The sequence below is a fragment of the Corallococcus sp. AS-1-12 genome (assembly GCF_020036995.1).
GTDB lineage: Bacteria > Myxococcota > Myxococcia > Myxococcales > Myxococcaceae > Corallococcus.
This window is the reverse complement of record NZ_JAIQDD010000022.1, coordinates 102,567-127,278: the sequence shown is the minus strand read 5'-3', so window position 1 is coordinate 127,278 and position 24,712 is coordinate 102,567. Positions and strand designations below refer to the sequence as shown.

General features: G+C 69.4%; 17 protein-coding genes. 12 read left to right on the top strand and 5 right to left on the bottom strand.

Annotation, left to right across the window (positions count from 1 at the left end):
* The first annotated feature begins 85 nt into the window (after positions 1-85).
* The 5 genes from K8556_RS28075 (at position 86) to cglE (ending at position 8,502) form a co-directional block, all read left to right on the top strand.
* Positions 86-3,742: a tetratricopeptide repeat protein gene (locus K8556_RS28075; protein WP_223743181.1), complete on the top strand. Its 3,657-nt coding sequence runs from the start codon at positions 86-88 to the stop codon at positions 3,740-3,742.
* Complete coding sequence (locus K8556_RS28070) at positions 3,739-5,190, top strand: tetratricopeptide repeat protein (RefSeq protein WP_223743180.1); 1,452 nt, start codon at positions 3,739-3,741, stop codon at positions 5,188-5,190. Before K8556_RS28075 ends, K8556_RS28070 begins: the two co-directional genes overlap by 4 nt.
* A 158-nt stretch (positions 5,191-5,348) precedes the next feature.
* Positions 5,349-5,633: a hypothetical protein gene (locus tag K8556_RS28065; RefSeq protein WP_223743179.1), complete on the top strand. Its 285-nt coding sequence runs from the start codon at positions 5,349-5,351 to the stop codon at positions 5,631-5,633.
* Between the two features lie 56 nt (positions 5,634-5,689).
* On the top strand, positions 5,690-7,744 hold the full coding sequence (locus K8556_RS28060) for a TonB family protein (RefSeq protein WP_223743178.1): 2,055 nt from the start codon (positions 5,690-5,692) through the stop codon (positions 7,742-7,744).
* A 158-nt stretch (positions 7,745-7,902) separates the two neighbouring features.
* On the top strand, positions 7,903-8,502 hold the full coding sequence (cglE, locus tag K8556_RS28055) for an adventurous gliding motility protein CglE (protein WP_370639977.1): 600 nt from the start codon (positions 7,903-7,905) through the stop codon (positions 8,500-8,502).
* 46 nt (positions 8,503-8,548) lie between these two features.
* Here cglE and K8556_RS28050 read toward each other — a convergent pair whose 3' ends face one another.
* The gene (locus K8556_RS28050) at positions 8,549-10,069 is read right to left on the bottom strand and encodes an ABC transporter substrate-binding protein (protein ID WP_223743176.1); all 1,521 of its coding nucleotides are present in this window, start codon (positions 10,067-10,069) and stop codon (positions 8,549-8,551) included.
* A gap of 259 nt (positions 10,070-10,328) precedes the next feature.
* On the opposite strand from K8556_RS28050, the gene K8556_RS28045 reads away from it, so the two are divergent.
* A complete protein-coding gene (locus K8556_RS28045; protein ID WP_223743175.1) occupies positions 10,329-11,135 on the top strand; it encodes a hypothetical protein in 807 nt (268 codons plus the stop codon).
* 75 nt (positions 11,136-11,210) lie between these two features.
* Here the strand turns inward: K8556_RS28045 and typA are convergent, their stop codons facing one another.
* The 3 genes from typA to K8556_RS28030 all read right to left on the bottom strand — a co-directional run bounded on the left by typA (position 11,211) and on the right by K8556_RS28030 (position 15,737).
* Positions 11,211-13,061 (bottom strand): translational GTPase TypA, encoded by a 1,851-nt coding sequence (gene typA, locus K8556_RS28040; RefSeq protein WP_223743174.1) that lies wholly within the window; start codon positions 13,059-13,061, stop codon positions 11,211-11,213.
* A 166-nt stretch (positions 13,062-13,227) separates the two neighbouring features.
* Entirely contained in the window at positions 13,228-14,151 is a 924-nt protein-coding gene (locus K8556_RS28035; RefSeq protein ID WP_223743173.1) for an alpha/beta fold hydrolase, read from the bottom strand.
* Complete coding sequence (locus K8556_RS28030) at positions 14,148-15,737, bottom strand: sigma 54-interacting transcriptional regulator (RefSeq protein WP_223743172.1); 1,590 nt, start codon at positions 15,735-15,737, stop codon at positions 14,148-14,150. The genes K8556_RS28035 and K8556_RS28030 overlap by 4 nt, the downstream gene beginning before the upstream one ends.
* Positions 15,738-15,850: 113 nt before the next feature.
* On the opposite strand from K8556_RS28030, the gene K8556_RS28025 reads away from it, so the two are divergent.
* The 5 genes from K8556_RS28025 (at position 15,851) to K8556_RS28005 (ending at position 20,310) form a co-directional block, all read left to right on the top strand.
* Positions 15,851-16,846, top strand: a complete 996-nt coding sequence (locus K8556_RS28025; protein ID WP_370639976.1) for a cation diffusion facilitator family transporter — start codon at positions 15,851-15,853, stop codon at positions 16,844-16,846.
* A gap of 47 nt (positions 16,847-16,893) precedes the next feature.
* Positions 16,894-17,937 (top strand): hypothetical protein, encoded by a 1,044-nt coding sequence (locus K8556_RS28020; protein WP_223743170.1) that lies wholly within the window; start codon positions 16,894-16,896, stop codon positions 17,935-17,937.
* A gap of 10 nt (positions 17,938-17,947) precedes the next feature.
* Positions 17,948-18,505, top strand: a complete 558-nt coding sequence (gene rsmD / locus K8556_RS28015; protein ID WP_223743169.1) for a 16S rRNA (guanine(966)-N(2))-methyltransferase RsmD — start codon at positions 17,948-17,950, stop codon at positions 18,503-18,505.
* 47 nt (positions 18,506-18,552) lie between these two features.
* Positions 18,553-19,035 carry a pantetheine-phosphate adenylyltransferase gene (gene coaD, locus K8556_RS28010; RefSeq protein ID WP_223743168.1) on the top strand — a complete coding sequence of 161 codons (483 nt, stop codon included), beginning with the start codon at positions 18,553-18,555 and terminating at the stop codon, positions 19,033-19,035.
* Positions 19,036-19,116: 81 nt separating this feature from the next.
* Complete coding sequence (locus K8556_RS28005; RefSeq protein ID WP_223743167.1) at positions 19,117-20,310, top strand: pyridoxal phosphate-dependent aminotransferase; 1,194 nt, start codon at positions 19,117-19,119, stop codon at positions 20,308-20,310.
* Positions 20,311-20,321: 11 nt separating this feature from the next.
* On the opposite strand, the gene K8556_RS28000 is transcribed toward K8556_RS28005, so the two are convergent.
* Positions 20,322-21,068: a hypothetical protein gene (locus K8556_RS28000; protein WP_223743166.1), complete on the bottom strand. Its 747-nt coding sequence runs from the start codon at positions 21,066-21,068 to the stop codon at positions 20,322-20,324.
* A 142-nt stretch (positions 21,069-21,210) separates the two neighbouring features.
* Between K8556_RS28000 and carB the strand changes: the two genes are divergently transcribed.
* Positions 21,211-24,462 (top strand): carbamoyl-phosphate synthase large subunit, encoded by a 3,252-nt coding sequence (carB, locus tag K8556_RS27995; RefSeq protein ID WP_223743165.1) that lies wholly within the window; start codon positions 21,211-21,213, stop codon positions 24,460-24,462.
* The last annotated feature ends 250 nt before the right edge of the window (positions 24,463-24,712 follow it).

The following is a 24,712-nucleotide window of genomic DNA, read 5'->3' as shown; positions in this document are numbered from 1 at the left end:
GGTACCCGCGTCTACTTTCCGTCGTCCCTCCCAACTGGGCAGAAGTTTTCCCAGCCAGGCGAGGCGCGGTTCTCCAGGAGCTCGCATGAAGGTGGTTCTTCGGTTCGGTGCACTGGCGGTGGGCGTCGCGCTCGCGGCCGGTGGGGTGGGGGAGGCGGCGGAGGAGACGGCACCGCCGCGCAAGGTGGCGACGAAGAAGTCCTCCTCGAAGGGCGCGGCGAAGAAGGCCGAGGCCGCGAGCAAGAAGGACAAGGAGGAGGCGAAGAAGGCGGAGCTGCCGCCCGGCGTCGCGCCCCAGGACATGCGCAAGGGCCCGGCGCGGGTGAAGCCCGCCACGGCCAAGTTCGCGGACATGCCGCGCATCGCGGACTCCAAGAAGGACGCGCTCGCGGACAAGAAGCGCGACGAGGCCATTGAAGGCTTCAAGCGCCTCATCCCCAAGCTGCAGGAGACCTCCACGCAGAAGGCGGAGATGCAGTACCGCCTGTCGGAGCTCTACTGGGAGAAGTCCAAGTACCTCTACCAGTTGGAGATGGAGAAGTTCCTCGCGGCGGAGAAGGCCTACGACGCCGCCGTGGCGCGCGGGGAGAAGGCCACCGCGCCGGAGCAGGACCACCGCGAGTCCGAGCGCTACCGCGCGGAGACGATGCGCATCTACGAGGCCATCCTCGACGAGTACCCGGACTACCCGGCCCGCGACGAGGTCCTCTTCTCCCTGGGCTACAACCTCTACGAGCTCAACCGCCGCGAGGACGCGGTGAAGCGCTACGAGGAGCTGATCCGCGACTTCCCGAAGTCGCAGTTCGTCCCGGACGCGTACATCCAGCTTGGCAACCACTACTTCGAGAACAACAAGCTCGCGCCCGCCAAGGAGAACTACGAGAAGGCGCGCGACTCCGGCGTGCCGAAGATCTACGCCTACGCCACCTACAAGCTGTCCTGGTGTGACTTCAACGCGGGCGACCTGGACGCGGGCCTGAAGAAGCTGCACGAGGTGGTGGACTACGCGGGCCAGCGCGGCGAGGAGCTGGGCGACCTGCGCACGGAGGCCCTCAACGACCTCACCGTCTTCTACGTCCAGTTGGATCAGCCGAAGGAGGCGCTCGCCTACTTCAAGCAGAAGGCGCCGGCGAAGCGCCAGGGCCGGCTGCTCGCGAAGACGGCCGCGGGCCTGGTGGACGCGGGCCACTTCGACAGCGCCATCCTGGTGTACCGCACGCTCATCGACGACGCGCCCATGGGCGCGAACGCGCCGGAGTACCAGCAGGCCGTGGTGCGCGCCTTCGAGGGCCTGCGCCAGCGCCAGCAGGTCCGCAAGGAGATGAAGCGGATGGTGGACCTCTACCGCCCGGGTGGCGAGTGGTGGAGCGCCAACGCCAGCAACGCGGGCGTGCTGCGCAACGCCTTCAGCGTGACCGAAGAGGCCATGCGCGTGATGGTGACCGAGTACCACCAGGAGGCGCAGAAGACGCGCCAGGTGGAGACCTACCGGCTCGCGCGCGACATCTACAAGCAGTACGTGGACGCGTTCGCCTCCAGCGACAACCCGGAGTTCGTGGCGGACTCCGCCTTCAACATCCGCTTCTTCTACGCCGAAATCCTCTGGGCCCTGGAGGAGTGGGAGGCCGCCGCCGCCGAGTACGACGCCGTGGTGGCGTTCCAGATCCCGGACCGCGACTCCGCGAAGGAGGTCTCCAACGAGTCCTACCGCAAGTCCGCCGCGTACAACGCGGTGCTCGCCTACGACAAGCTCGTCAAGATCGAGCGCGGCCAGATTGCCAAGAGCGACCTGAAGGACGGCCAGAAGGTCGACGAGAAGAAGGACAAGGGCGACGTCGCCAGGCAGAAGCTGGTCAAGCGCGACGCCAAGGAGCAGGCCGAGCAGCCGCTCACGAAGTTCGAGGACCGGCTGGTCGCCGCGTGCGACACGTACAACACCCTCTACCCGGGCAACCAGGATGAGATCGACCTGCGCTACCAGGCCGCCGTCATCCTCTACGACCGCGCGCACTTCGTGGACGCGGCCCGCCGCTTCGGGGAGATCATCGAGAAGTTCCCGGAGGAGCGCCGCTCGCGCGACGCCGCGGACCTGACCATGTACGTGCTGGAGAGCCGCGAGGAGTGGCAGGAGCTCAACACGCTCTCGCGCAAGTTCCTCTCCAACAAGAAGCTGTCCAAGCCCGGCTCGGACTTCGCCCTGCGCGTCTCCCGCGTGGTGGAGGGCAGCCAGTACAAGTACGTGGACGAGGTCGTCTACAAGAAGGAGAAGAACCCGGCGAAGGCCGCCGAGGAGTTCCTGTCCTTCGTGACCGAGTTCCCCAAGTCGGAGAACGCGGACCGCGCGCTCACCTACGCGATGGTCATCGCGCAGGAGGCCGGTGAGGTGGACAAGGGCATCACCGCCGGCGAGCGCGTCCTCAAGGAGTACCCGAACAGCAACTTCGAACTGAAGACGCGCTACACGCTGTCCGGCCTCTACGAGAAGGTCGCCGAGTTCAAGAAGGCCGCGGCCATGTCCGAGTCCTTCGTGGCCGGGTACGACGCGGCCATCAAGGCCCGGGAGACGCAGTCCAGGAAGGACAAGGACAAGAAGGCGAAGCCCGCCACGGTCGCGAAGAAGGACGACACGCCGGGCGCCGTGGAGGACGCGGAGTCCAAGCGCGCGCAGAAGGCCGCCGAGCGCAAGGCGCAGGTGGACGCGGCGGGCGAGTGGGTGGCGGACGCCCTCTTCAACGCGGGCGTCTGGTACGACGGCCTGGGCGAGTCCCAGAAGGCCGTCACCGCGTGGAACACCTACCTGGCGCGCTTCAAGGACCGCAAGGACGTGCCCCAGGTGGCCTTCTCCATCGGCCTCGTCTGGGAGAAGGAGAAGAAGTGGGGCGACGCGGCCCGCGCCTTCAACCGGTTCGTGGAGGACTACGGCCGCGACTCGCGCACCGCCGCGGGGCAGGCGTACCTGGCGCGGTACCACGAGCTGCTGGCGTACCAGAAGATGCGGGACGTGCGCGGCCAGGAGAAGGCGCAGGACGAGCTGGTGCGCGGCTGGAACAAGCTCCCGGAGGGCGTGCGCAAGGACACCGCGGTGCTCAACGCGTACGGCCACGCGCGCTTCCTGGCACTGGAGCCCACGTGGAAGCGCTTCTCGGACATCAAGTTCACGCGCGTCTCCACCATCCGCCGCGACCTGACGAACAAGCAGAAGGAGATGCAGCGCGTGGAGAAGGAGTACGCGGCGGTGCTCGCCACGGGCTCCGGCGAGTGGGGCATCGCGGCGCTGACCCGCATCGGCCTCGCGTACGCGGACTTCGCGCGCAACATCATGGACTCGCCGGACCCCTCCGGTCTGGATGACGAGCAGCTCAGCATGTACCGCGGCGAGCTGGAGAACCTGGCCATGCCCCTGGAGGAGAAGGCCAGCGAGGCGCTGGAGAAGGGGCTCCAGAAGGCCTACGAGCTGGGCATCTACAGCGAGTGGACGCTGGCCGCGCAGGATCAGATCAACAAGCTGCGCCCGGGCGCCTACGCCCAGGTGAGGCCGGTGACGTACCGGGGCAGCAGTGATTCGCGCATCGCCTCGGGCGTGCTGAAGGACCTCAACGGCCCCATCAGCGCCTCCGTGGAGCCGAAGCCCGCCGCCCCGGAGGCCGCGCCCGCCGAGGGCGAGAAGCCCGCCGCCGCGCCGGAGGGCACGCAGCCCGCGAAGCCCGAGCCCACCGCGTCGCTCGAGGGGGTGCGGCCGTGAAGACGAACCACAGCATCGACATCAGCAGCCAGTTGAAGGGGATGGGGACGACGGGGATGAACGGCTTTCGCACCAAGCGCATGTTCCTGGCGGGGGCCTTCGCCTTCGCCTTCACCACGGCCTGCGCCACGGGCCCCAGGCCCACGCCCGTCGCGATGAACGCGGTGGAGAGGCCCGCCGTCACGGTCCCCGCCGCGCCCCCGCCCGCCCCGCCCGACGCGGACGGACAGTTCGCCCAGGCCCTGAGGGCCTACGAGGCCGGTGACCTGGACGCCGCCCGCAAGGGCTTCGAGGCCGTCGTCTCCCAGGAGCCCAAGGCGCTCAACGCGCGCTTCAACCTGGGCGTCATCGCGGAGAAGCAGGGCCGCCCGGCGGACGCCCGCGTGGCGTACGAGCAGGTGCTGGCCCTGGACCCGGCGCACACGCCGTCCGTGATGAACCTGGGGCTGATGCACCGGCACGAGGGCCGGCTGGACGAGGCGCTCGCGCTGTACACGAAGGCGCTCCAGACGCCGGGCCACGAGCACGACGCGCACGTGCTCAACGCGCTGGCCGCGACGTACCGGCTGGCGGGCAGGCTGGACGAGGCGGAGGCCACCGGCCGGCGCGTGCTCGCGCGCAGCAAGGACAACCCGGAGGCGTACAAGACGCTGGCGCTGGTGGCGTACGACCGGGGCCAGTACCGGCTGGCGGAGCTGCTGATCGTCAACGCGCGCAAGGTGGCCCAGGACGACCCGGCCATCTCCAACACGCTGGGGATGATCTACCTGAAGATGGACGACCGCCCGCGCGCCCTGGCCCAGTTCCAGAAGGCCGTGTCGCTGGATGACTCCTTCGCGCCCGGCCACCTCAACCTGGGCGCCCTGGCGCTGAGCTACCGCGACTACGCGGGCGCGGAGAAGGCCTTCACCCGGGCCCTGGCCCTGGAGCCGGACGGCCTGGAGGGGCAGCTCTACCTGGCGTACGCGCTGGACGGGCAGAAGGGCCTGGATCCGAAGAAGGGGATCGCCGCGGGCGAGGCGTTCGAGAAGGTGCTCGCGCGCGCCGCGGACAGGCCGGAGGCGGTGTGCGGCGCGGGCTGGGCGTACGCGTCCGAGCGCGCGGCCTACGAGAAGGCCATCGCGTTCCTGGACCGCTGCAAGGAGCTGTCCTCCACGACGGAGCAGGACAAGCAGCTCATCACCGCCAAGGTGAACGGCCTGCAGAACATGCTCAAGAACCCGCCGCCGGCGCCCGCTCCGGCCGCCACCGCGGAGGCCGGGGGCGAGGAGAAGAAGGACGCCGCCGCCACGGGAGGCGCGGGTTCCTCCGTGATGAACCAATTGCCCCAGGACACCAGCGCGCCCGAGGCACCCGAGGCGGCCGGGGAGCCGGCCCCGGCTGCCCCCGCGTCCGACGATGCGTCAGACAATGGACAGACGGCTCCGACGCCTGCTCCAACGCCCTGAAGAAACAACAGTCGTCCCGGCGGGAAGGATGAGAACTTTCTTCCCGCCTTTAGCCACCCAGGTGCAAGCGGCCGGGCGGCTCCCTTAGAATCCAGGGACTTGGAGTTGGTGCGAGCCCTGCAATGGAATACGCGAAGCGGGCCTGGCGGAGACATCACATGAAACGACTGCTGGCAGCGATGGTGATGGCGGGAGGGCTGGGGCTGGCGGCTCCCGCCCTGGCGCAGGACGGCAAGGACTCGGTGAAGATCATCCAGGAGGAGGATCGCACCGTGTACCGCAAGAAGACGGTGATTGATTTCACGGATGTGGCGGTGGAGGGCGAGCTCACCAAGCCGGAAGGCTCCTACGTCCTCAACCGCAAGAAGACGGATTTCCAAAGCCTCATCAAGGTCCGGGAGAACTTCGACCCGGAGCTTCAGAAGTCCGCGGACAATCTTTAGACGGCACAGGTGGCGTTGAACGTTTTCGGGACGGGAAGGGAAGAAGGAAGAACTTCATGGCGGCGGCGAGAAAAAACGGATTGACGCTTCGGATCACCACCCCGGACGGCTCCATCCAGGAGACGGTTTCGGAGGCGGAGAGTGTCATCGTGGGGTCGGGCGCCCAGGCGGCGGTGAAGATTCAGGATCCGCGCGTGTCCAACCTCCACGTGATGCTGAAGGTGGACAACGATGGCTCCGTGACGGCCATCGACCTGGGCAGTGAAGGCGGCACCCAGGTGTCCGGGCAGAAGCTCATCATCCCCACGGCGCTCAAGCCCGGGGATGTGCTCACGGTGGGCACCTCCCAGGTGGAGGTGCTCTTCGGTGACGCGCCCCGGCCGGTGGCTCCGGCGGCGGCGGTGGCGCAGCCCGGCGTGTTCCAGCAGCGCCCGGTGATGCCTCCGGCGGCGCCGGCCGCGCACGCGGCCCCGGTGCCTCCGAACATGCGGCAGGCCCCGCCCCAGCGGCCCGCGATGAACGCGGCGCCCACGTCCAACGTGGTGGGCACGGTGAGCACGCCGCGCTCCGCTCCGGCGGGCGCGCTGGGCACCCAGGCCTCCACGAACGTGACGTCCACCCCGGTGTTCGGCCCTCCGCCGCCTCCGGTGGCCGCGCGCAAGGCCACGCCTGCCCCGGTGGCCGCGGCCCGCAAGCCGCAGCCTCCGCCGCACCTGCAGGAGCCGCTGCCCAGGGACGCGCAGCCCACGCCGGACGCGAAGGTGCTCCAGGTGTCCATGCTCTGGGGCGACCAGATGCTGGAGGTCCAGCACTTCAAGGACGGCGCGCCGGTCACCATCGGCGAGGGCGCGAAGAACACCTTCACCGTGTTCTCGCCGCAGGTGGGCAAGCGCCACGTGCTCGCGGTGAGCAAGGGCGACAAGCTGGAGCTGCGCGCTCCGGCCGGCTCCGGCGTCTTCGTCACCAACAACGGCGATGTCCGCACCAAGGACGTGCTGCGCGCCGCGGGCCAGCTCAACAACGCCACGGCGGACCAGGAGCAGCTCTTCACCCTGGGCCTGCATGACCGCGCGGAGGTGTCGCTGGGCACGGTGGCGTTCGTGATGCGCTACGTGAAGCCGTCGCCGGCCATCCTGGCGACGTCGCTGTCGGACCGCGACTTCAGCTTCTTCAAGATCGCCGCCATCTGCATCCTCGCGGCGGCGGCGTTCGTCACCGCCATGGTGCTGACGCCGCACACGGAGACGAAGTCCGCGGACGACGTCTTCGAGTCCCAGCAGCGCGTGGCCAAGTTCCTCATCGCCCCGGAGAAGAAGGTGGAGGCGAAGAAGCTCCAGCTCTCCGGCGTGGAGGAGGGGGCCAAGGCCAAGGACGAGGAGGGCAAGTTCGGCAAGCAGGAGGCGAAGCAGGAGGAGGCCGCGCCCTCCAAGCCGGGCACCCCGGTGGTGGACAAGTCCAAGAAGGAGAAGGACCGCCAGGTGGTGGGCAAGGTGGGCCTGCTCGGCGCGCTCAAGGGCATGAAGGGGGGCGCCTCCGACGTGTTCGGCCCGGGCGGCATCGGCACCGGCATCAACAACTCGCTGGGCGGCCTCAAGGGCGGCGCGGCCATGGGTGACGCGCACGGCGTGGGCGGCCTGGGTTCGCGCGGCACGGGCAACGGCGGTGGCGGCACGGCGCTGGGCATCGGCGGCCTGGGCACCCAGGGCAACGGCCGGGGCACGGGTGGCTCCGGCGGCATCGACCTGGGCGGCCGCGGCAAGTCCGTCACCAAGGTCATCCCCGGCAAGACGACGGTGATTGGCGGCCTGGACAAGGACGTCATCGCCAAGGTCATCCGGCGGCACCAGAATGAGATCAAGTACTGCTACGAGTCGGAGCTGAACAAGAACCCGTCGCTGGCCGGCAAGGTGGCGGTGGCATTCACCATCGACCCGGCGGGCGCGGTGGCGGACGCCAGCGTGTCCGAGTCCACGCTGGGCAGCTCTCCCGCGGAGCAGTGCATGATCTCCCGCATCCGCCGCTGGAAGTTCCCGGAGCCCAAGGGCGGCGGCGTGGTGAACGTGACGTACCCCTGGCTGTTCTCGCCCTCGGGCGCTGACGCCGCGGAGTAACGGCGCTTCGTAGACTGGAAGACCGAAATGGCGTGGACGAAACGGTCCACGCCATTTTCGTTTTTCCCCGCTGCCGTTTCGTGCCGGGCGTCACTACTGTCCGTGCCACTGCTGCCAGGCGTGCGAGGGAGCAGGAGGACAACGTGACGGGAGGAGTCGTGAGGAAGTCGCTGCTGTTGGCCGCGCTCGCGCTGGCGACGCCGGCCCTGGGGGCCACGCCGCCGGAGGGCGTGCCGTTCGAGCCGCGCCGGGGGTTCTTCACCGAGACCGACGTCGGGGTCTTCTTCACGGTGGGCGGCGAGAACAGCTACTCCAACGCGCAGTCGTACGTGCAACTGGGCATCGGCTACGACCTGACGGAGCGCATCTCGCTGGGCGCCCACTTCGCGCTGGGCTCGTCCGCGCAGAACTGCTTCGCGGGCTACCTGCCGGACTCCAACGTCTGCGCGCTGTCGGACAACTTCACCGTGGCATTCGGCGACCTGACGGCCGCGTACCAAGTGCGGCTGGCCAACCGCTTCTACCTGACGCCCAAGGTGGCGGCGGGCTACACGCGGTTGGATCCCCGGCCGGTGGATCCGGACAAGGGCGACCCGGGCCAGGCCGTCAACGCCTTCAACGCGGGCCTGGGCGTGGGCGTGGAGTACGCCACGTCCTTCGACCACTTCTCCGTGGGCGCGGACCTGCTCGGCCGCTACATCATCGGGCCCAACATCATGTCGTTCGCGGTGTTCCCGCGCGTGAAGTACACGTTCTGACCCGACCTTCGCCAAGGCGAAGGCCGGGCCAGGGCCGCTTCAGCGGCTACGGGCTGAACATGCCGGTGAGCACGCTGGCGCGGCCCCGAGGCAGCGCGCGCTTGAACGGGCTCGTCGCCAGGTCCGAGCCGGGCTGGTACCAGCTCTGGATTTCCGCGAAGTACGTCTGGCCCGACTGCAGCACGCCCGGCGGCAGGTACACACTCTGGAGCTCCGTGTGCAGCGACGTCACGCGCGTCGCGGTGGTGGAGCCGTTGCTCGTGCCCAGCCGGTAGATGTTCACCACGTAGTTCGTGGCCGTGCCGACCAGGGGCTTGGACCAGCGCAGCGAGGCGTCCGTCCCCACGCCCGTGAGGTTCTGGAACGCGCCGCGCGTGTTCACCAGGGGCGCCTGCACCGGCCCGACGAGCGGCTGCACGGGCGCGGCGGTGAAGGCGCTCGCCTCCTGGTCCACGCGGATGTCCACGCTCATGGTGTAGGGCGCAGCGGTGCCCAGCGCGTAGCTCTTCGTGAAGCCCGCGGTGGCGAGCGCCACCTTCTGCCACGCCGCCGGGAGCGGGTTGTTGTAGGTCATGCTCCCCGTGACGAGGTCGGTCTTCTGCGCGTCAGGGTTGAGCTTCACGAGCAGGGGCTGCCCGCTGATGGACGCGAGCGCCGTGCTCAGCGCGGCCGGCCGGGCGGACATCCAGATCTCGCTGTACGTGCTGACCGCGTCCGGGTTCACCTGGGTGCGCATGGCGTCGAAGGCCGAGCGCCTCCAGTCCACCGAGAAGGTGCCTGTCGCCACGGGCTGGGTGAAGGTCCCGCTGACGGTGACGGGCTGGCCCTCCACCAGCGTCACGCTCGCGTCGAGCACCTTGTGCATCGCGCGGTAGGGCACGCCATTCGCGCTCGTCTTCCACCGCATCTGCGCCAGCGAGAACACGTCCCCGAGGCCGCTGTCGAGCCGCACCGGGTTGCGCATGTCGGCGTAATTGAAGCTCAGCCCGGAGAGCGACGTGGCGCCCGCCAGGGGGAACCCCGTGACGCCGCTGTTGACGTAGCCGAACGCGCCCGGGTTCAACGAATACACCTCCAGGTAGTCCCCCGCCTGCCAGGGAGACAGGCCGGTGGCGGACACCGTCACGGGGGTGGGGAGCGAGACGAAGGTGCCATCGCGGCCCCACTCCGTGGAGCCCAGGTCGAACGTGCGGCTGGTGCTCACCAGGTAGCGCGAGCCCAGCTTCAGGTAGATGCGGCCAGAAGGGACGTTCGGCACGGAGATGGTGCCGTCCGCGGCGCCCGTGCCCGGGTAGGCCGTGAACGCCCCGGTCGTTGAATCCCGCGTGTAGGCCACCACCGACGTGGCGGACTGATCATAGGGCTTCGTCGCGTTGCCCGACGTGGCGACGTAGGTGACCGGGCTGGTCCCCGTGACCTGGGTGATCAGCCCCTGGGTGACCTGGGAGGTCGCATCCGCCAGGTCCGCCGGAACGGAGGAGTCCACCGCCTCGGCATCTTCAAGCCCCCCGCAGCCAACCCCTGTCATGCCGACCAGAATCCCGAGGGAAATCAATGGCATCTTCATTGTGAAGGCGACCCTTTCGGCGACGCCTGGAGTGGCGCCGCGCAGGGAGATTCATACTGGATGGGTCTGACATTTCCGGGAGCACTCCGAGTCCGTTTTGTTTCTCGGAATGTGAATGCAAACGCGCAGGCCGGCGGGTGACCGCGGCCGCCGCTTCGACTGACGCCGGACAGGTGCCCCGGCCTCGCGGGCGGATTCAGGTCCGCCGGTCGTGTGCTCACCCTGAAAGTCACCCTCGCGGTTCTTTCCAGGTAAGCCCATGACCCCCGTCCTCCGTTCCCACGCCCGTGTGTGGGTGCTGGTGCTGTCGTTGCTGTCCGTCCCCGCCTTCGCGCAGGGCATCCCGAACCTGCCGTCCGCGGAGGAGTGCTGGGGCCAGGGGCCGGACGCGGATGGCGACGGGGTGGGGGATGGCTGCGAGCTCCAGGTGGCCGCGGCCTTCATGCCCACGCTGTGGATTGCCCAGGGCGAGAAGGGCGTGGCGCGCCGGCCGTACTTCGCGGCGCGGCCGCTCAGCTCCGCCCTGCGCACGCTGCGCATCTTCTACCTGGCCGCGTATTTGGAGGACCACGGCATCCCCAGCCTGGGCATCTTCAACGTCTTCGCCCACGACGGGGACTCCGAGTTCCAGGTGCTGGACGTGCACTACGCCGACGGGCGCTGGTACCTGGACCAGGCCTTCCTGTCCGCGCACCTGGAGACGGCGTGCGACTCCTCGGGCTGGTACGGCTACGCGCAGCTCGAGTACGCGGGGGCGTACCGGGGCGCGCCGCGCGTCTACGTGGCCGTGAACAAGCACGGCTCCTACGCCTCGAAGGACGCCTGCGACCGGGGCTGCTACTTCACCGACAGTTGCTCCCAGGGCCGGCAGGAGGCGTTGGACCCGAGCAACCGGCTCGCGGGGCGCAACGTGGGCTCCCTCAGCCTCCCGCTCATCAACGCCGTCACCCTCAACGGGCAGACGGAGCGGCTCCTGGACGACGTGGAGTTCAAGGGCTGGGACGACCAGGCGAACCGGAGCAACTCCACGCCGTACCGCGCCCGGCTGGTCCGCTTCGGCTTCTAGGCCTTGGAACGAAGCAGGGGCCGCCACCCGCGAAGGTGACGGCCCCTGGAAGCTTCAGGCGTCTCGACGGAAGGACTACTCCGCCTCGGCGCGCTCCTCGCGCTTGCGGTCGCGCTCGGCGCGGTAGCGCTCGCCCACGGCCAGCGCCTTCTTGCGCATGCGGATGGACTTGGGCGTCACCTCGACGAGCTCGTCGTCGGCGATCCACTCCAGGGCCTTCTCCAGCCCCATCTCGCGCGGCGGGACGAGGATGACGTTCTCGTCGCGGCCGGCGGCGCGGATGTTGGTGAGCTTCTTCTCGCGGCAGCAGTTGACGTTGAGCTCGGACGGGTGCGCGTGCTCGCCGATGATCATGCCCTCGTACACGGTGGTGCCCGCGCCCACGAAGAGCTGACCGCGCTCCTGGATGCTGAACAGCGCGTACGGCACCGTGTCGCCCAGGCGGTCGGAGACCATGGCGCCGTTGGCGCGCTTCGGGATGTAGCCGAACCACGGCTCGAAGCCGTCGAACTGGCTGCTCATGATGCCCTCACCGCGCGTGATGGTGAGGAACTCCGAGCGGAACCCGATGAGGCCGCGCGCGGGGATGCGGAACTGGAGGCGGGTGCGGCCCGAGCCGAGCTGCGCCATGTCCGTCATGCGGCCCTTGCGGGGCCCCAGGCGCTCCGTCACCGCGCCCACGCTGTTCTCCGGCACGTCGCAGAAGAGCAGCTCCATGGGCTCGTGCAACTGCCCGTTGATCTCCTTGGTGATGGGCTCCGGGTTGGAGGCGGTGAGCTCGTAGCCCTCGCGGCGCATGTTCTCGATGATGACCGCCAGCGCCAGTTCGCCACGGCCCACCACGCGGAACGCGTCCGGCGTCGCGGTGTCCTCCACGCGCACGGCCACGTTGCGGTAGGCCTCGCGGTACAGGCGCTCGCGCAGGTTGCGGGAGGTGACGTACTTGCCCTCCTTGCCCGCCAGCGGCCCGTCGTTGACCTTGAAGATCATCATCATCGTGGGCTCGTCCACGGTGATGCGCGGCAGCGCCACGGGCTTCTCGAAGTCCGCGATGGTGTCGCCGATGGAAATCTCCTCGATGCCCGCGATGGAGACGATTTCACCCGGGCCCGCGTCCGGGATCTCCTGGCGCTTCAGGCCGGAGAAGCCGAACAGCTTGACGATCTTGCCCTGCTGCACCTTGCCGCCCTCGCGGACGACGGACACGGGCATGTTCGGGGTGATGCGGCCCGCCTGCACGCGGCCCACCGCCAGACGGCCGACATAGTCGTCGTAGTCCAGGTTGGCGACCAGGAGCTGCAGCGTCGTCTGCTCCGCCGGCGGCGCGGGCGGGGGCGGGATGTGCTTGATGATGGCGTCGTACAGCGGCTCCAGCGTCTTGCCCGGCACGTCCAGCGACGTGGAGGCCTGGCCCTGGCGCGCGACGGTGTAGAGGACCGGCATCTCCAACTGCTCCTCGTTCGCGCCCAGGTCGATGTAGAGCGAGTACACGAGGTCCAGCACGTCCTTGGCCCGGGCGTCCTGGCGGTCGATCTTGTTGATGACCAGCACCGTCTTCAGGCCCATGGCCAGCGCCTTGCTGAGCACGAAGCGCGTCTGGGGCAGGGGGCCTTCAGCGGCGTCCACCAGCAGGATGACGCCATCGACCAGGCGCAGACCGCGCTCCACCTCGCCACCGAAGTCGGCGTGGCCCGGGGTGTCGATGATGTTGATCTGCATCCCCTTGTAGGAGACGGCAGTGTTCTTCGCGAGGATGGTGATGCCCTTCTCGCGCTCGAGGTCGTTCGAGTCCATGACCCGCTCGGCCACGTGCTCATTGGAGCGGAAGGTCCCCGCCTGCCGGAGCAGGTGGTCGACGAGGGTGGTCTTGCCGTGGTCGACGTGGGCGACAATGGCGACGTTGCGGATGTTTTCGCGAGAGATCATCAGGACCAACTAACGGAAATGAAGGTGCGAAGAGACACGCCCAGAACGGGGAATCTCAATCCCACCGGAACCCGGAAGGCGGGGGCTTATATGCCGGGGGCTTCCCACCTGCAATGAAGGCGGGTGTCCAGCAGGTAAACAATCAGGCCCCCCGCCGGCTGGGCGCTTATCCCACCTTCGGGGGGATTTCCGCGGTCTCCACCCCCAGCCGCTCCCTCAGGAAGCGCTCCACGCGCAGCTCCACCAGCCCCGGCACTTCCAGTGGGGCGGTATGGGTGCCCTCGGAAATCATCAGGAGCTCAGAGGAGGGGATGCGCTCGGCCATCTTCCGGGACAGCCAGCCGGGGGTGAAGCGGTCCTTCTCCCCGGCGACCACCAGGGTGGGCACGTCCACGTGCTCCAGGTGGTCCTCGGCGGTGTGGTTGGCCAGCGAGTCCAGGGTGCGCACGAAGACGACGGGGTCCATCCGCGCCAGGTGGGTGAAGTACGGGGCCAGGTCGTTGCGCGCGATGAGCTCCGGGTTCATCTCCAGGCGGATGGCCAACTGCACCACCAGCTCCGTGGTGAGCGCCCCGTGCACGATGCGCGCGGCGTGCCGGGGGAAGCGCTCCACCGCGGCCCTCAGGGTGGGGAAGAGGCGCTTGAGCAGCGTCGAGTCATGGAAGGTGTCCAGCGGCATGCCGTAGCTGCCGCACACCAGCACCAGCCCCTCCACGCGCCGGGCGTAGCGGCGGTGGAACTCCAGCGCCACCTGCACGCCCATGGAGTGGCCGAAGAGGACGGCCTTGTCCATCTGGGCCGCGTCCATCACCCGCGCCAGGTCGTCGCAGGTGTACGCCATGCCGATGCGCGTGCGGTCCGTGGGGACGGTGCTCTTGCCGTGGCCCCGGTAGTGCCAGCGCAGCACGCGGTGGCGCCGGCTCAGGTAGGGCAGGAGGTACTTCCACGCGAAGCCGTCACAGCCCAGGCCGTCGCACAGGACCATGCCCGGGGCGCCGTCTCCCCGGACCTGGTAGTAGAGGTCCGCGCCGTCCGGCACCCGCAGCGAGTCCTGCCGGAAGGAGACCGCCTGTCCGTGGGGGGCGCTCACGCCTCGGCCTCGTCGTTGTCCATCCCCTCGGGGATACCCTTGTCCAGCCCGTAGCGGGAGATTTTCAGGAGGAGGTTGGAGCGGCTGATGCCCAGCTCACGCGACAGCCGGCTCTTGTTGTAGCGGGTGCGCACCAGGCCCTGGTGGATCATCTCCTTCTCCAGGGACTCCACCGCCTCGTGCAGCTTCCCGTGCGCGCGCGGGGCGATGAAGGGCCCTCCGCCGGGGACGACGGCGTCGCGGATGCGGCTGGAGAGCAGCTCCGCGGGGATGGTCTCCAGCTCGCCCCCCAGCACGAGCAGCCGTTCGATTTCGTTCTCCAGCTCCCGGATGTTCCCCGGCCACGCGTACGCGCCCAGGATGCCCAGGGCCTCCGGCGCCAGGCCCCGCGCGCGCTGGCCCTCGCGGTGGTGCTTGCGCAGGAAGTGGTCGATGAGGACGGGCAGGTCGTCCTTGCGCTCTCGCAGGGGCGGCAACTGCAGGCGGATGACGTTGATGCGGTAGAAGAGGTCCTCGCGGAACTCGCCGCGCTTCACCAGCTCGCCCAGGTCCTTGTGGGTGGCGGCGATGACGCGCACGTCGACCTCGCGGGAGTGGGTGCCGCCCACGGGCAGGAAGGTGCCCTCCTGGAGCACGCGCAACAGCTTCACCTGGAGGGCGGGGGACATGTCGCCCACCTCGTCCAGGAAGAAGGTGCCCTGGTCCGCGACCTCGAAGAGGCCCTTCTTGTCCTTGAGCGCGCCGGTGAAGGCGCCCCGGGTGTGCCCGAAGAGGGCGCTCTCCAGCAGGTTGTCGTTGAAGGCGGAGCAGTTCTGCACGACGAACGGCTTGTCCTTGCGCGGGCCGTTGTGGTGGATGGCGCGCGCCACCAGCTCCTTGCCCGTGCCGGACTCGCCGTTGATGAGGACGGTGGAGTCGGAGTGGGCCACCTTCTCCATCAGGCGGAACACCTCGTTCATGGCCCCGGAGCGGCCGATGATCTTCTCGAAGCGGTAGCGGTTGGACAGCTCGGAGGCCATGGACTGGATGGTCTCCTCCTTGCGCGTGAGCTCCACCTCCTGGTTGGCGATCTCCGTGACCGCGAACTCCAAGAGGTCCGACAGCTTGCTCAGCTCCGAGCCGTCCAGCACCGGCACGCGCTCCGCCGCGCCCTCCAGCTCCAGCGTCGCCCCGGGCGCGATGTCGCGCATCTTGCCCAGCAGCACCTGCCCGTCCCCGGCCGTGAGCGGCTGCCGGGCGAAGCCCTCCACGAAGAGGAAGCCCTCGTACTCGTTGCGGATGTAGAGCGGCGCGCCCACGATGGACAGGCGCAGGTGGCAGTCGTGGAAGAGCGAGCGGCGCAGGTTCTTGGCGGCCTTGAACTTCTCATGCAGCACCCGCACCGACTGGGCACACCGCCGCATCCCCTCCCGCGCCCCCAGGGCGTGGCGGCAGAAGTCGTTGGGCGGCGGGATGAAATCCCCGCGCTGCCAGTCGTGCACCACCCCGTTGCGATCCGCGAACGACAGCTCCACCTGCCACCACTTGCGGATGACATCCCTCAACATGACAATGGTGTGCAGATTCTGATGCTTCTCGAAGTCCATCCCCACGGTCCTCGCCCTGTTGCGGATCAGGACAACGGATCTACGGGGTTGTCCGAAATCAATCCAGCGGCACCTGTCCGAACGACAGCGCTGATCGCGTACCCTGGTTCCCTGTGAGCGCACCCCCACATACACACGGCAGGGCAGGGCACGGTCATTCGCATGACCACGACCATGACCACTCGCACCCCGGGCACTCGCACGGCCATTCGCACGGTCCGCGCAAGGGCGGGGTGGCGGAGGAGCGGCGCAAGGACCGGCGGCGGCTGCTGTTCGCGCTGGGGCTGACGGCGACCATCATGGTGGCGGAGGCCGTGGGCGGCTTCCTGACCAACTCGCTGGCGCTGCTCTCCGACGCCGGGCACATGCTGACGGACGTGTCGGCCATGATCCTGAGCCTGCTGGCGCTCTGGTTCGCGGGGCGGCCGGCGGACCTGAAGAAGACCTACGGCTACTACCGGATGGAGATCCTGAGCGCGCTGCTCAACGGGGTGCTGCTCCTGGTCATCACCATCTTCATCCTGCTGGAGGCCTGGGAGCGCGTGCGCACGCCCGCGCCGGTGGAGCTGGGGCCCATGGCGCTGGTGGCGGGCATCGGCCTGGTGGCGAACCTGGCGGCGCTGGGCTTCCTGCACCAGACGCACTCCATGAACGTGCGGGGCGCGTTCCTGCACGTGCTGGGGGACACGCTGTCGTCGGTGGGCGTGCTGATTGGCGCGGGCGTGATGTGGTGGACCGGCTGGTACGTCGTGGACCCCATCATCTCCGTGATGATCTCGATGATCATCGTCGTGGGCGCGCTGCGGCTGGTGAAGGACGCGGTGGACGTGCTCCTGGAGGCGGTGCCCGCGCACGTGGACCTGGAGCAGGTGCGCTCGCTGATGGCGAAGGTGCCGGGCGTGCAGGCGGTGCACGACCTGCACGTGTGGACCATCTCCAGCGGGATGTACGCGCTGTCCGCGCACCTGGTGGTTGCGGACCCCATGGTCTGCAACAACGACGACATCCTGTCCGCGGTGAAGCACGACCTCTTCGACCGCTTCGGCATCGACCACACGACCATCCAGATCGAGAGCCAGTCGTACGCCCACCTGGGCGAGGTGCACTGACTCGCGCTTGCGAAAGGGGCGCGGGGCGGGGATTCTCGCCGGCTCCTATGAGCGTGCTGGACAAGGTGTTGTCGCTGCGGCCGGGCAACGTGGTGGCGCGGGTGGGCCCGGGCTCCCGGGTGCCCCTGTTGGATCCACGGGAGCTGCTCGGGGCGCTGGAGTCCACGCCCATGGCGCTGCCGTGCCTGCCGGTGCTGTCCAAGGGGGCGCTGCCGGGCCTGCTGGGCGCGGCCCGCGCGGAGGACTCGGTGCTGGGCCTGTGCTGCCCGCACCCCCTGGCGGACCGGGGCGCGCCGGAGCGCTTCGTGAGGGCGGTGCACGCGGCGGCGCAGGAGGCCGAGCACACCCGGCCCCTGTTCCTCCAGGCCGGCCCCCTCCGGGTCGCCTCCACGGACGCGGACGTGCTGGACGCGCTCCAGGACGGCATCTTCCGGGTGGTGGACGCGGGCTTCGCGCTGGTGTCGCTGGACCTGTCCCGCCTCACCTCCTACGAGGCCGTGGAGGCGGTGAACGCGCTGGTGGGCCCGCTCAAGGAGCGCGAGCTGTCGCTGGAGGTGTCCCCGCCCCAGGTGTCCGCGGGCGGGCTGGTGGACGCGTGCGCGACGCTGCTGGAGGGCCTGTCGCAGTGGCAGGTCCCGCTGCGCCTGCTGCGCGTGTCGGAGGCGCAGTTGGGCGAGGGCGAGGTGGACGTGGAGCTGCTGCGGCGGGTGGTGGAGACGGCCTCGGGGAAGGGCGTGGCGCTGGCGGTGGCGGATGCGTCCGCCGGTCCCGCGCGGGCGCTGTCCAGCTACGTGGCCGTGGGCGTCCGCAAGGTGGAGTGGAGGGGGCCCTTCGGTCCGCTGGCGCTGCGCGCCTGGCCTCCGGAGGTGCGCGAGCCGGTGGTGGCGCGCGCCCAGGCGGCGGGCATGCCGGCCGGGGAGCTGCTGTCCGTGCTGGAGGAGGGGCTGCCGCCGCTGACGCCCGCCGCGCGCGAGACGCTGGAGGCGCTGTCCTTCGCGGAGGCCACGGAGGCGCTGGCGGCGCTGGGGGCGCACCGCTCGGCGTCGGTGGCCATGGCGTTCCTCGCGAAGCCGGGCGGGGACCTGGGGTAGAAGGGCGCGCATGCGCATCGTGGCAGGCAGCGCGAAGGGCCGGGCCCTGACGGGGCCCAAGCCGTCGTCCGGACACATCCGCCCCACGGCGGACCGGGTCCGTGAAACCATCTTCAACATGCTGGGCCAGTTCCTGGACGGCCAGGCCGTGCTGGACCTGTACGCGGGCACCGGCGCCCTGGGGCTGGAGGCCCTGTCGCGGGGCGCGGGCCGGCTGGTGCTGGTGGACCAGGACCGCGAGGCCCTGGCCCTGTGCCGCAAGAACACCGACGCGCTGGGCTTCACGTCGAAGGTGTCCATCCTGGCGCAGCCCGTCGCGCGCGCGCTGGAGACGCTGGGCAAGCAGGGGGAGAAGTTCGAGCTCGTCTTCGCGGATCCGCCCTACGCGGCGCGCGTGGTGGAGACGGTGCTGGACGCGGTGGTGGCCGCGGGCCTGGTGACGCCGGGCGGCGTGGTGGTGGTGGAGCACGACAAGCGGGAGGCGGCTCCGGACGCCCACGCGGGGCTCGGCCGGGAGGACCAGCGCCGCTTCGGGGACACCCTGGTGAGCTTCTACCGGGCCCCGTGACGTGCGCTTGACCGGCCCCGTGGGCCCGCCGAGACTTCAGCGCACCCATGCCCGTCGCCATCTATCCCGGTTCGTTTGATCCGCTCACCAACGGGCACCTGAGCCTCATCCAGCGCGGCCTGAAGATGTTCGACCGGCTCATCGTCGCCATCGCGGTGAACCCGAAGAAGACGCCCCTCTTCAGCCAGGAGGAGCGCATCGAGCTCATCCGCGAGGCGGTGAACGACCCCCGCGTGGAGGTGGACGCCTTCCACGGCCTGCTGGTGGACTACGTGCACCAGCGCAACGTGAGCGTCGTCATCCGCGGGCTGCGCGCGGTGTCGGACTTCGAATACGAGTTCCAGTTGGCGAACATGAACCGCAAGCTGGCGCCGGACATCGACACCGTCTTCATGATGACGGGCGAGGCCTACTTCTACATCTCCTCGCAGTTGGTCCGGGAGGTCGCGACCTTCGGCGGGAACGTGGACGGGCTCGTGCCCCCGAACGTCAACGCGAGCCTGAAGAAGAAGTTCGGCCCGAAACCCTAGGGTCGTCCCCAAGGGGCAGTCGGCCCACGGGACGTACGAGCGGGCTTGTCCGCTTCGGGAGTTCCGCGCTAGGCAAGGCGCATGAAACTCGCCCGCCGGCTGCAAGCCATCAAGCCCTCCGCCACCCTGGCCCTCAACGCACGCGCCAAGGCGCTCGCCGCCAGCGGCAAGGACGTGGTGGTGCTCGCCGCCGGCGAGCCGGACTTCGACACGCCGGAGTTCGTGAAGCAGGCGGCCATCGAGGCGCTGCGCACGGGCTTCACCAAGTACACCGCCACCGCGGGCATGCCGGAGCTGCGCGAGGCCGTCTGCCGCAAGCTGGAGAAGGACAACGGCCTGAAGTACGCGCCGGACCAGGTGGTGGTGACGGCGGGCGGCAAGCAGTCCCTCTACAACTGCTTCCAGGCGCTGCTGGACGAAGGGGATGAGGTCATCATCTTCGCGCCGTACTGGGTGAGCTACCCGGACATGGTGCACCTGGCGGGCGGCACGCCGGTCATCGTCCCCACGCGCGAGGAGGACGGCTACGCGCCGGACCCCGAGGCCATCAAGAAGGCGCTCACCCCGCGCACCCGCGCCATCGTGCTCAACAGCCCGGCCAACCCCACGGGCGCGGTGTACTCGCGCGCCACGCTGGAGGGCATCGCCGCCGCGGTGCGCGGCCACGACTGCCTCCTCGTCACGGACGACATGTACGAGAAGCTCCTCTACACGGGGGAGCCGTTCCTCAACATCGGCAACGTGGCGCCGGACCTGGTGCCCCGGCTGCTGGTGTCCAACGGCCTGTCCAAGTCCTACGCGATGACGGGCTGGCGGCTGGGCTACGCGGCCGGGCCCAAGGCGCTCATCTCCGGCATGCAGTTGGTGCAGGACCAGTCCACCTCCAACGCCTCGTCCATCACGCAGAAGGCGGCGCTGGCGGCGCTCACCGGCCCCACGGACACCATCACCGCGATGGTGAACGAGTACCGCGAGCGCAGGGACCTGTTCGTCGCGGGGCTCAACGCCATCCCCGGCATCCGCTGCCGGCTGCCGGAGGGCGCCTTCTACGCGATGGCGGACGTGCGGGGCCTCCTGGGCAAGAGCTACAAGGGCAAGCCGCTGACGGACTCGCTCCAGCTCTCCGAGGCGCTGCTCAACGACTTCCTGGTGGCGGCGGTGCCCGGGGATCCGTTCGGCGCGCCGGGCTACATCCGCATGAGCTTCGTCACCTCGCGCGAGGTGCTCCAGAAGGGCCTGACGCGTCTGCGGGACTTCGTCGCGGCGCTGGGCTGAGGCGGGCGCCCTCAGTCCGTGTACGCGAAGGCGTGCCAGGTGAGGTCCGGGCTGCCGCGGAAGAGGAAGATGGCCGCGTGGCCCGAGAGGTTGCCCACCGCGGCCCAGGTGTCCTTGAGCGCGCGCGGATCCAGCCCCAGGCGCGCGGGCGGCTTGCCGTACTTCTTCTCCATCTCCGCGATGGGCAGCACCTCGATGTCGTAGAGGGTGACGAGGTCCGTGCGCCGCGCGCGCAACTGCTTCACCCACGCCTGCACCAGCTCGTCGGGGGTGTTGAAGCGCTTGTCCTCCAGTTGGAACGGGTAGAGCAGCTCCGCGGACGCGTTGCGCACGTCCCCCGTGAGCAGGCTCTGGAAGAGGAAGCGCGCCTCGTTGTGGATGACCGAGCGGGCGATGCCCTCCGGGGACAGGTCCTCCTCGGTGGGGCGCGCGGCGTCGCGGCCCGGGGCCAGCAGCGGGACGCTGCCCACGGTGGAGGGCGTGGGCGGCGTGGGCGGACGCGCCGTGGGGGACACGGGCACGGCGGCCGGGGGCGTGGCGGCGGCCTGCGGAGGCTTGCGAGGGGCCGGCGTGGGCGCCGCCGGAGCCTGGGCCGCGGCGGGGGCGGGCGTCGGAGCCGGGGTGGGCTCGGCGGTGGTGGGCGTCGGCGCCGGGGCGGGCGCCCGGGCGGGCTCGGCGGCGGGCGTGGCGGGAGCGGGGTCCTGGGCGAGGGCGGGCGCGCAGAGAAGGACGAGCAGGGCCAGGGGCCAGCGACGCATGAAACCTCCGGAGGGAAGCGCGGCAGCGTAGCAGAGGACGCCGGGCCGGGGTCCCCCGAGCAAGCGGGCGTCGGACGGTCTCTTCGCATGCCACAACGCACCGCGTGCATGTGGGGGCGGACGTTGGTATGGGGGGCGCCCGATGCCCAAGCGTACCGATATCCGGAAGGTTCTCGTGATTGGCTCGGGCCCGATTGTCATCGGGCAGGCCGTCGAGTTCGACTACTCAGGCACCCAGGCGATCAAGGCGCTTCGGGACGAGGGCGTGGAGGTGGTGCTGCTCAACAGCAACCCCGCCACGGTGATGACGGACCCAGAGTTCGCGCACCGCACCTACATTGAACCCATCACCGTGGAGGCGGCGGAGAAGATCCTCGCCGCCGAGCGGCCGGACTCGCTCCTGCCCACCATGGGTGGGCAGACGGCGCTGAACCTGGCCAAGGCGCTGGCGGAGCGCGGCATCCTGGAGAAGTACGGGGTGCGGCTCATCGGCGCGTCCCTGGAGGCCATCAACAAGGCGGAGGACCGCCAGCTCTTCAAGGCGGCCATGCAGAAGATCGGCGTGGCGCTGCCCAAGAGCGGCTACGCGACGACGCTCACGGACGCCATGGCGCTGGTGGAGGAGATCGGCTTCCCGGCCATCATCCGTCCCTCCTTCACGCTGGGCGGAACGGGCGGCGGCATCGCGTACAACCGCGAGGAGTTCGAGGCCATCTGCCGCTCGGGCCTCAAGGCGAGCCCCACCTCCACCATCCTCGTGGAGGAGAGCGTGCTCGGCTGGAAGGAGTACGAGCTGGAGGTGGTCCGCGACTCGGCGGACAACGTCATCATCATCTGCTCCATCGAGAACCTGGACCCGATGGGCGTGCACACCGGTGACTCCATCACCGTGGCGCCCGCGCAGACGCTGACGGACCGCGAGTACCAGCGCATGCGGCAGGCGTCGCTGGCCATCATCCGCGAGATTGGCGTCGACACGGGCGGCTCCAACATCCAGTTCGGCATCCACCCGCGTGACGGCCGCATGGTCGTCATTGAGATGAACCCGCGCGTGTCGCGCTCCAGCGCGCTGGCGTCCAAGGCGACGGGCTACCCCATCGCGAAGGTCGCCGCGAAGCTGGCGCTGGGCTACACGCTGGACGAATTGCGCAACGACATCACCCGCGACACGCCGGCCTCCTTCGAGCCGACGCTGGACTACGTGGTGGTGAAGGTGCCGCGCTTCAACTTCGAGAAGTTCCCCAAGGCGGACCGCACGCTGACCACGAGCATGCGCTCGGTGGGCGAGGTGATGGCCATTGGCCGCACCTTCCCCGAGGCGTACATGAAGGCGCTGCGCTCCATGGAGCTGGGGCGCGTGGGCCTGGAGTCGCCGGAGCTGCCCACGGAGAAGGAGGAGCGCGAGAAGGTCCTGCACGAGGGCCTGCGCGTGCCCCGGCCGGAGCGCCCGTGGTTCGTGGCGCAGGCGTTCCGCGAGGGCATGACGGTGGAGCAGGTGCACCAGCTCTCCGCCATCGACCCGTGGTTCCTGCGGCACATTGAGGCGCTGGTGCGCGAGGCGCAGGCGCTGGCGGACATTGGCCGCCTGGACCACCTGGCGGACGACGTGCTCCGTCAGGCGAAGGCGCACGGCTTCTCCGACAAGTACCTGGGCAACCTGATGGGCTACCCGGAGGCGGAGGTGCGGGCGCACCGGCACGCGCGCGGCATCCGTCCGGTGTTCAAGCGGGTGGACACCTGCGCCGCGGAGTTCGAGGCGTACACGCCCTACCTGTACTCCACCTACGAGGAGGAGGACGAGGCGCCCCCCACGGACCGGCAGAAGGTCCTGATTCTTGGCAGCGGGCCCATCCGCATCGGCCAGGGCATCGAGTTCGACTACGCGTGCGTGCACGCGGCCTTCGCGCTGCGCGAGGCCGGGTACGAGACGGTGATGGTCAACTGCAACCCGGAGACGGTGTCCACGGACTACGACACGTCCGACCGCCTCTACTTCGAGCCGCTGACGATCGAGGACGTGCTGGAGGTGTCCCAGCGCGAGAAGCCGGTGGGCGCCATCGTGCAGTTCGGCGGGCAGACGCCGCTGCGGCTGAGCGTGCCGCTGGAGCAGGCGGGGCTGCCCATCCTGGGCACGTCGCCGGACGCCATCGACCGGGCGGAGGACCGCGAGAAGTTCGCGAAGCTGATCGAGAAGCTGGGCCTGAAGCAGCCGGAGAACGGCGTCGCGCGCAGCCACGCGGAGGCCTTCAAGGTGGCCGAGCGCATCGGCTACCCGGTGATGGTGCGTCCGTCGTACGTGCTGGGCGGGCGGGCGATGGAGACGGTCTACGACGCGGCCAGCCTGGAGCGCTACATGCGCGAGGCGGTGAGCGCGTCGCCGGAGCACCCGGTGCTGATCGATCGCTTCCTGAAGGACGCGATTGAAGTGGACCTGGACCTGGTGGCGGACCGCACGGGGCAGGTGCTGATTGGCGGCGTGCTGGAGCACATCCAGGAGGCGGGCGTGCACTCGGGGGACGCGGCGGCGACGCTGCCTCCGCACTCGCTGTCACCGGACCTGGTGGAGCGGATGAAGGACCAGGCCATCTCCATGGCGCGCGAGCTGGGCGTGGTGGGCCTGATGAACGTGCAGTTCGCCATCCAGGGGAAGAACATCTACATCCTGGAGGTGAACCCGCGCGCCAGCCGCACGGTGCCGTTCATCTCCAAGGCGACGGGCGTCCCGATGGCGAAGATCGCGGCGCTCTGCATGGTGGGCAAGACGCTGAAGGAGCTGGGCCGCACGGAGGAGCCGGAGTTCCGGCACGTGGCGGTGAAGGAGAGCGTCTTCCCGTTCGCGCGCTTCGCTGGCGTGGATGTGATTCTTGGCCCGGAGATGAAGTCCACGGGCGAGGTGATGGGCCTGGCGGAGGACTACGCGTCCGCGTTCGCGAAGAGCCAGTTGGCGGCGGGCGTGAAGCTGCCCAAGAGCGGCCGGGTGTTCATCTCCGTGAAGGACGAGGACAAGCCGGCGGTGGTGGACCTGGCGAAGCGCCTGCGGTCGATGGGCTTCAGCCTGACGGCGACGGCGGGCACGCACGACTACCTGCTGACGAAGGGCATCGAGTCGCAGCGGGTGCAGAAGGTGAAGGAGGGCCGGCCGAACATCGTCGACAAGATCGTCGACGGGGAGATCGTCCTGGTCATCAACACCACCTTCGGCAAGCAGGAGATCGCGGACAGCTTCTCCATCCGCCGTGAGGCGCTGATGCACTCGGTGCCGTACTACACGACGGTGCAGGCGGCGCGCATGGCGGTGGGCGCGCTGGAGTCGCTGAAGCGCTCGGACCTCGCGGTGAAGCCGCTGCAGGGCTACCTGTACGGCGAGAACGGCGTGCCTCCGGCGCGCCGGTAGGATTCACTTTCAATCCGTCTCCTGGATGCCCGCTCAGCGCATCCAGGAGACGGGGTCGTGCCGCACCTGACCTGCCTGGGGTTGCAAAGCCTTGGGACTCTGGTACTGGTGTGAGCCCGTAGTTGCTGTCGCTCCCCTTCATTCGAGTCGACCCCGAGGCCTGATTCCTCTCCGGAGGAGTCTGTCTTCAGGGCTGCTTGCTTCAACGGCCATGAAGGGCCGCCCCGAACATCGGGGCTCCTTTCCACAC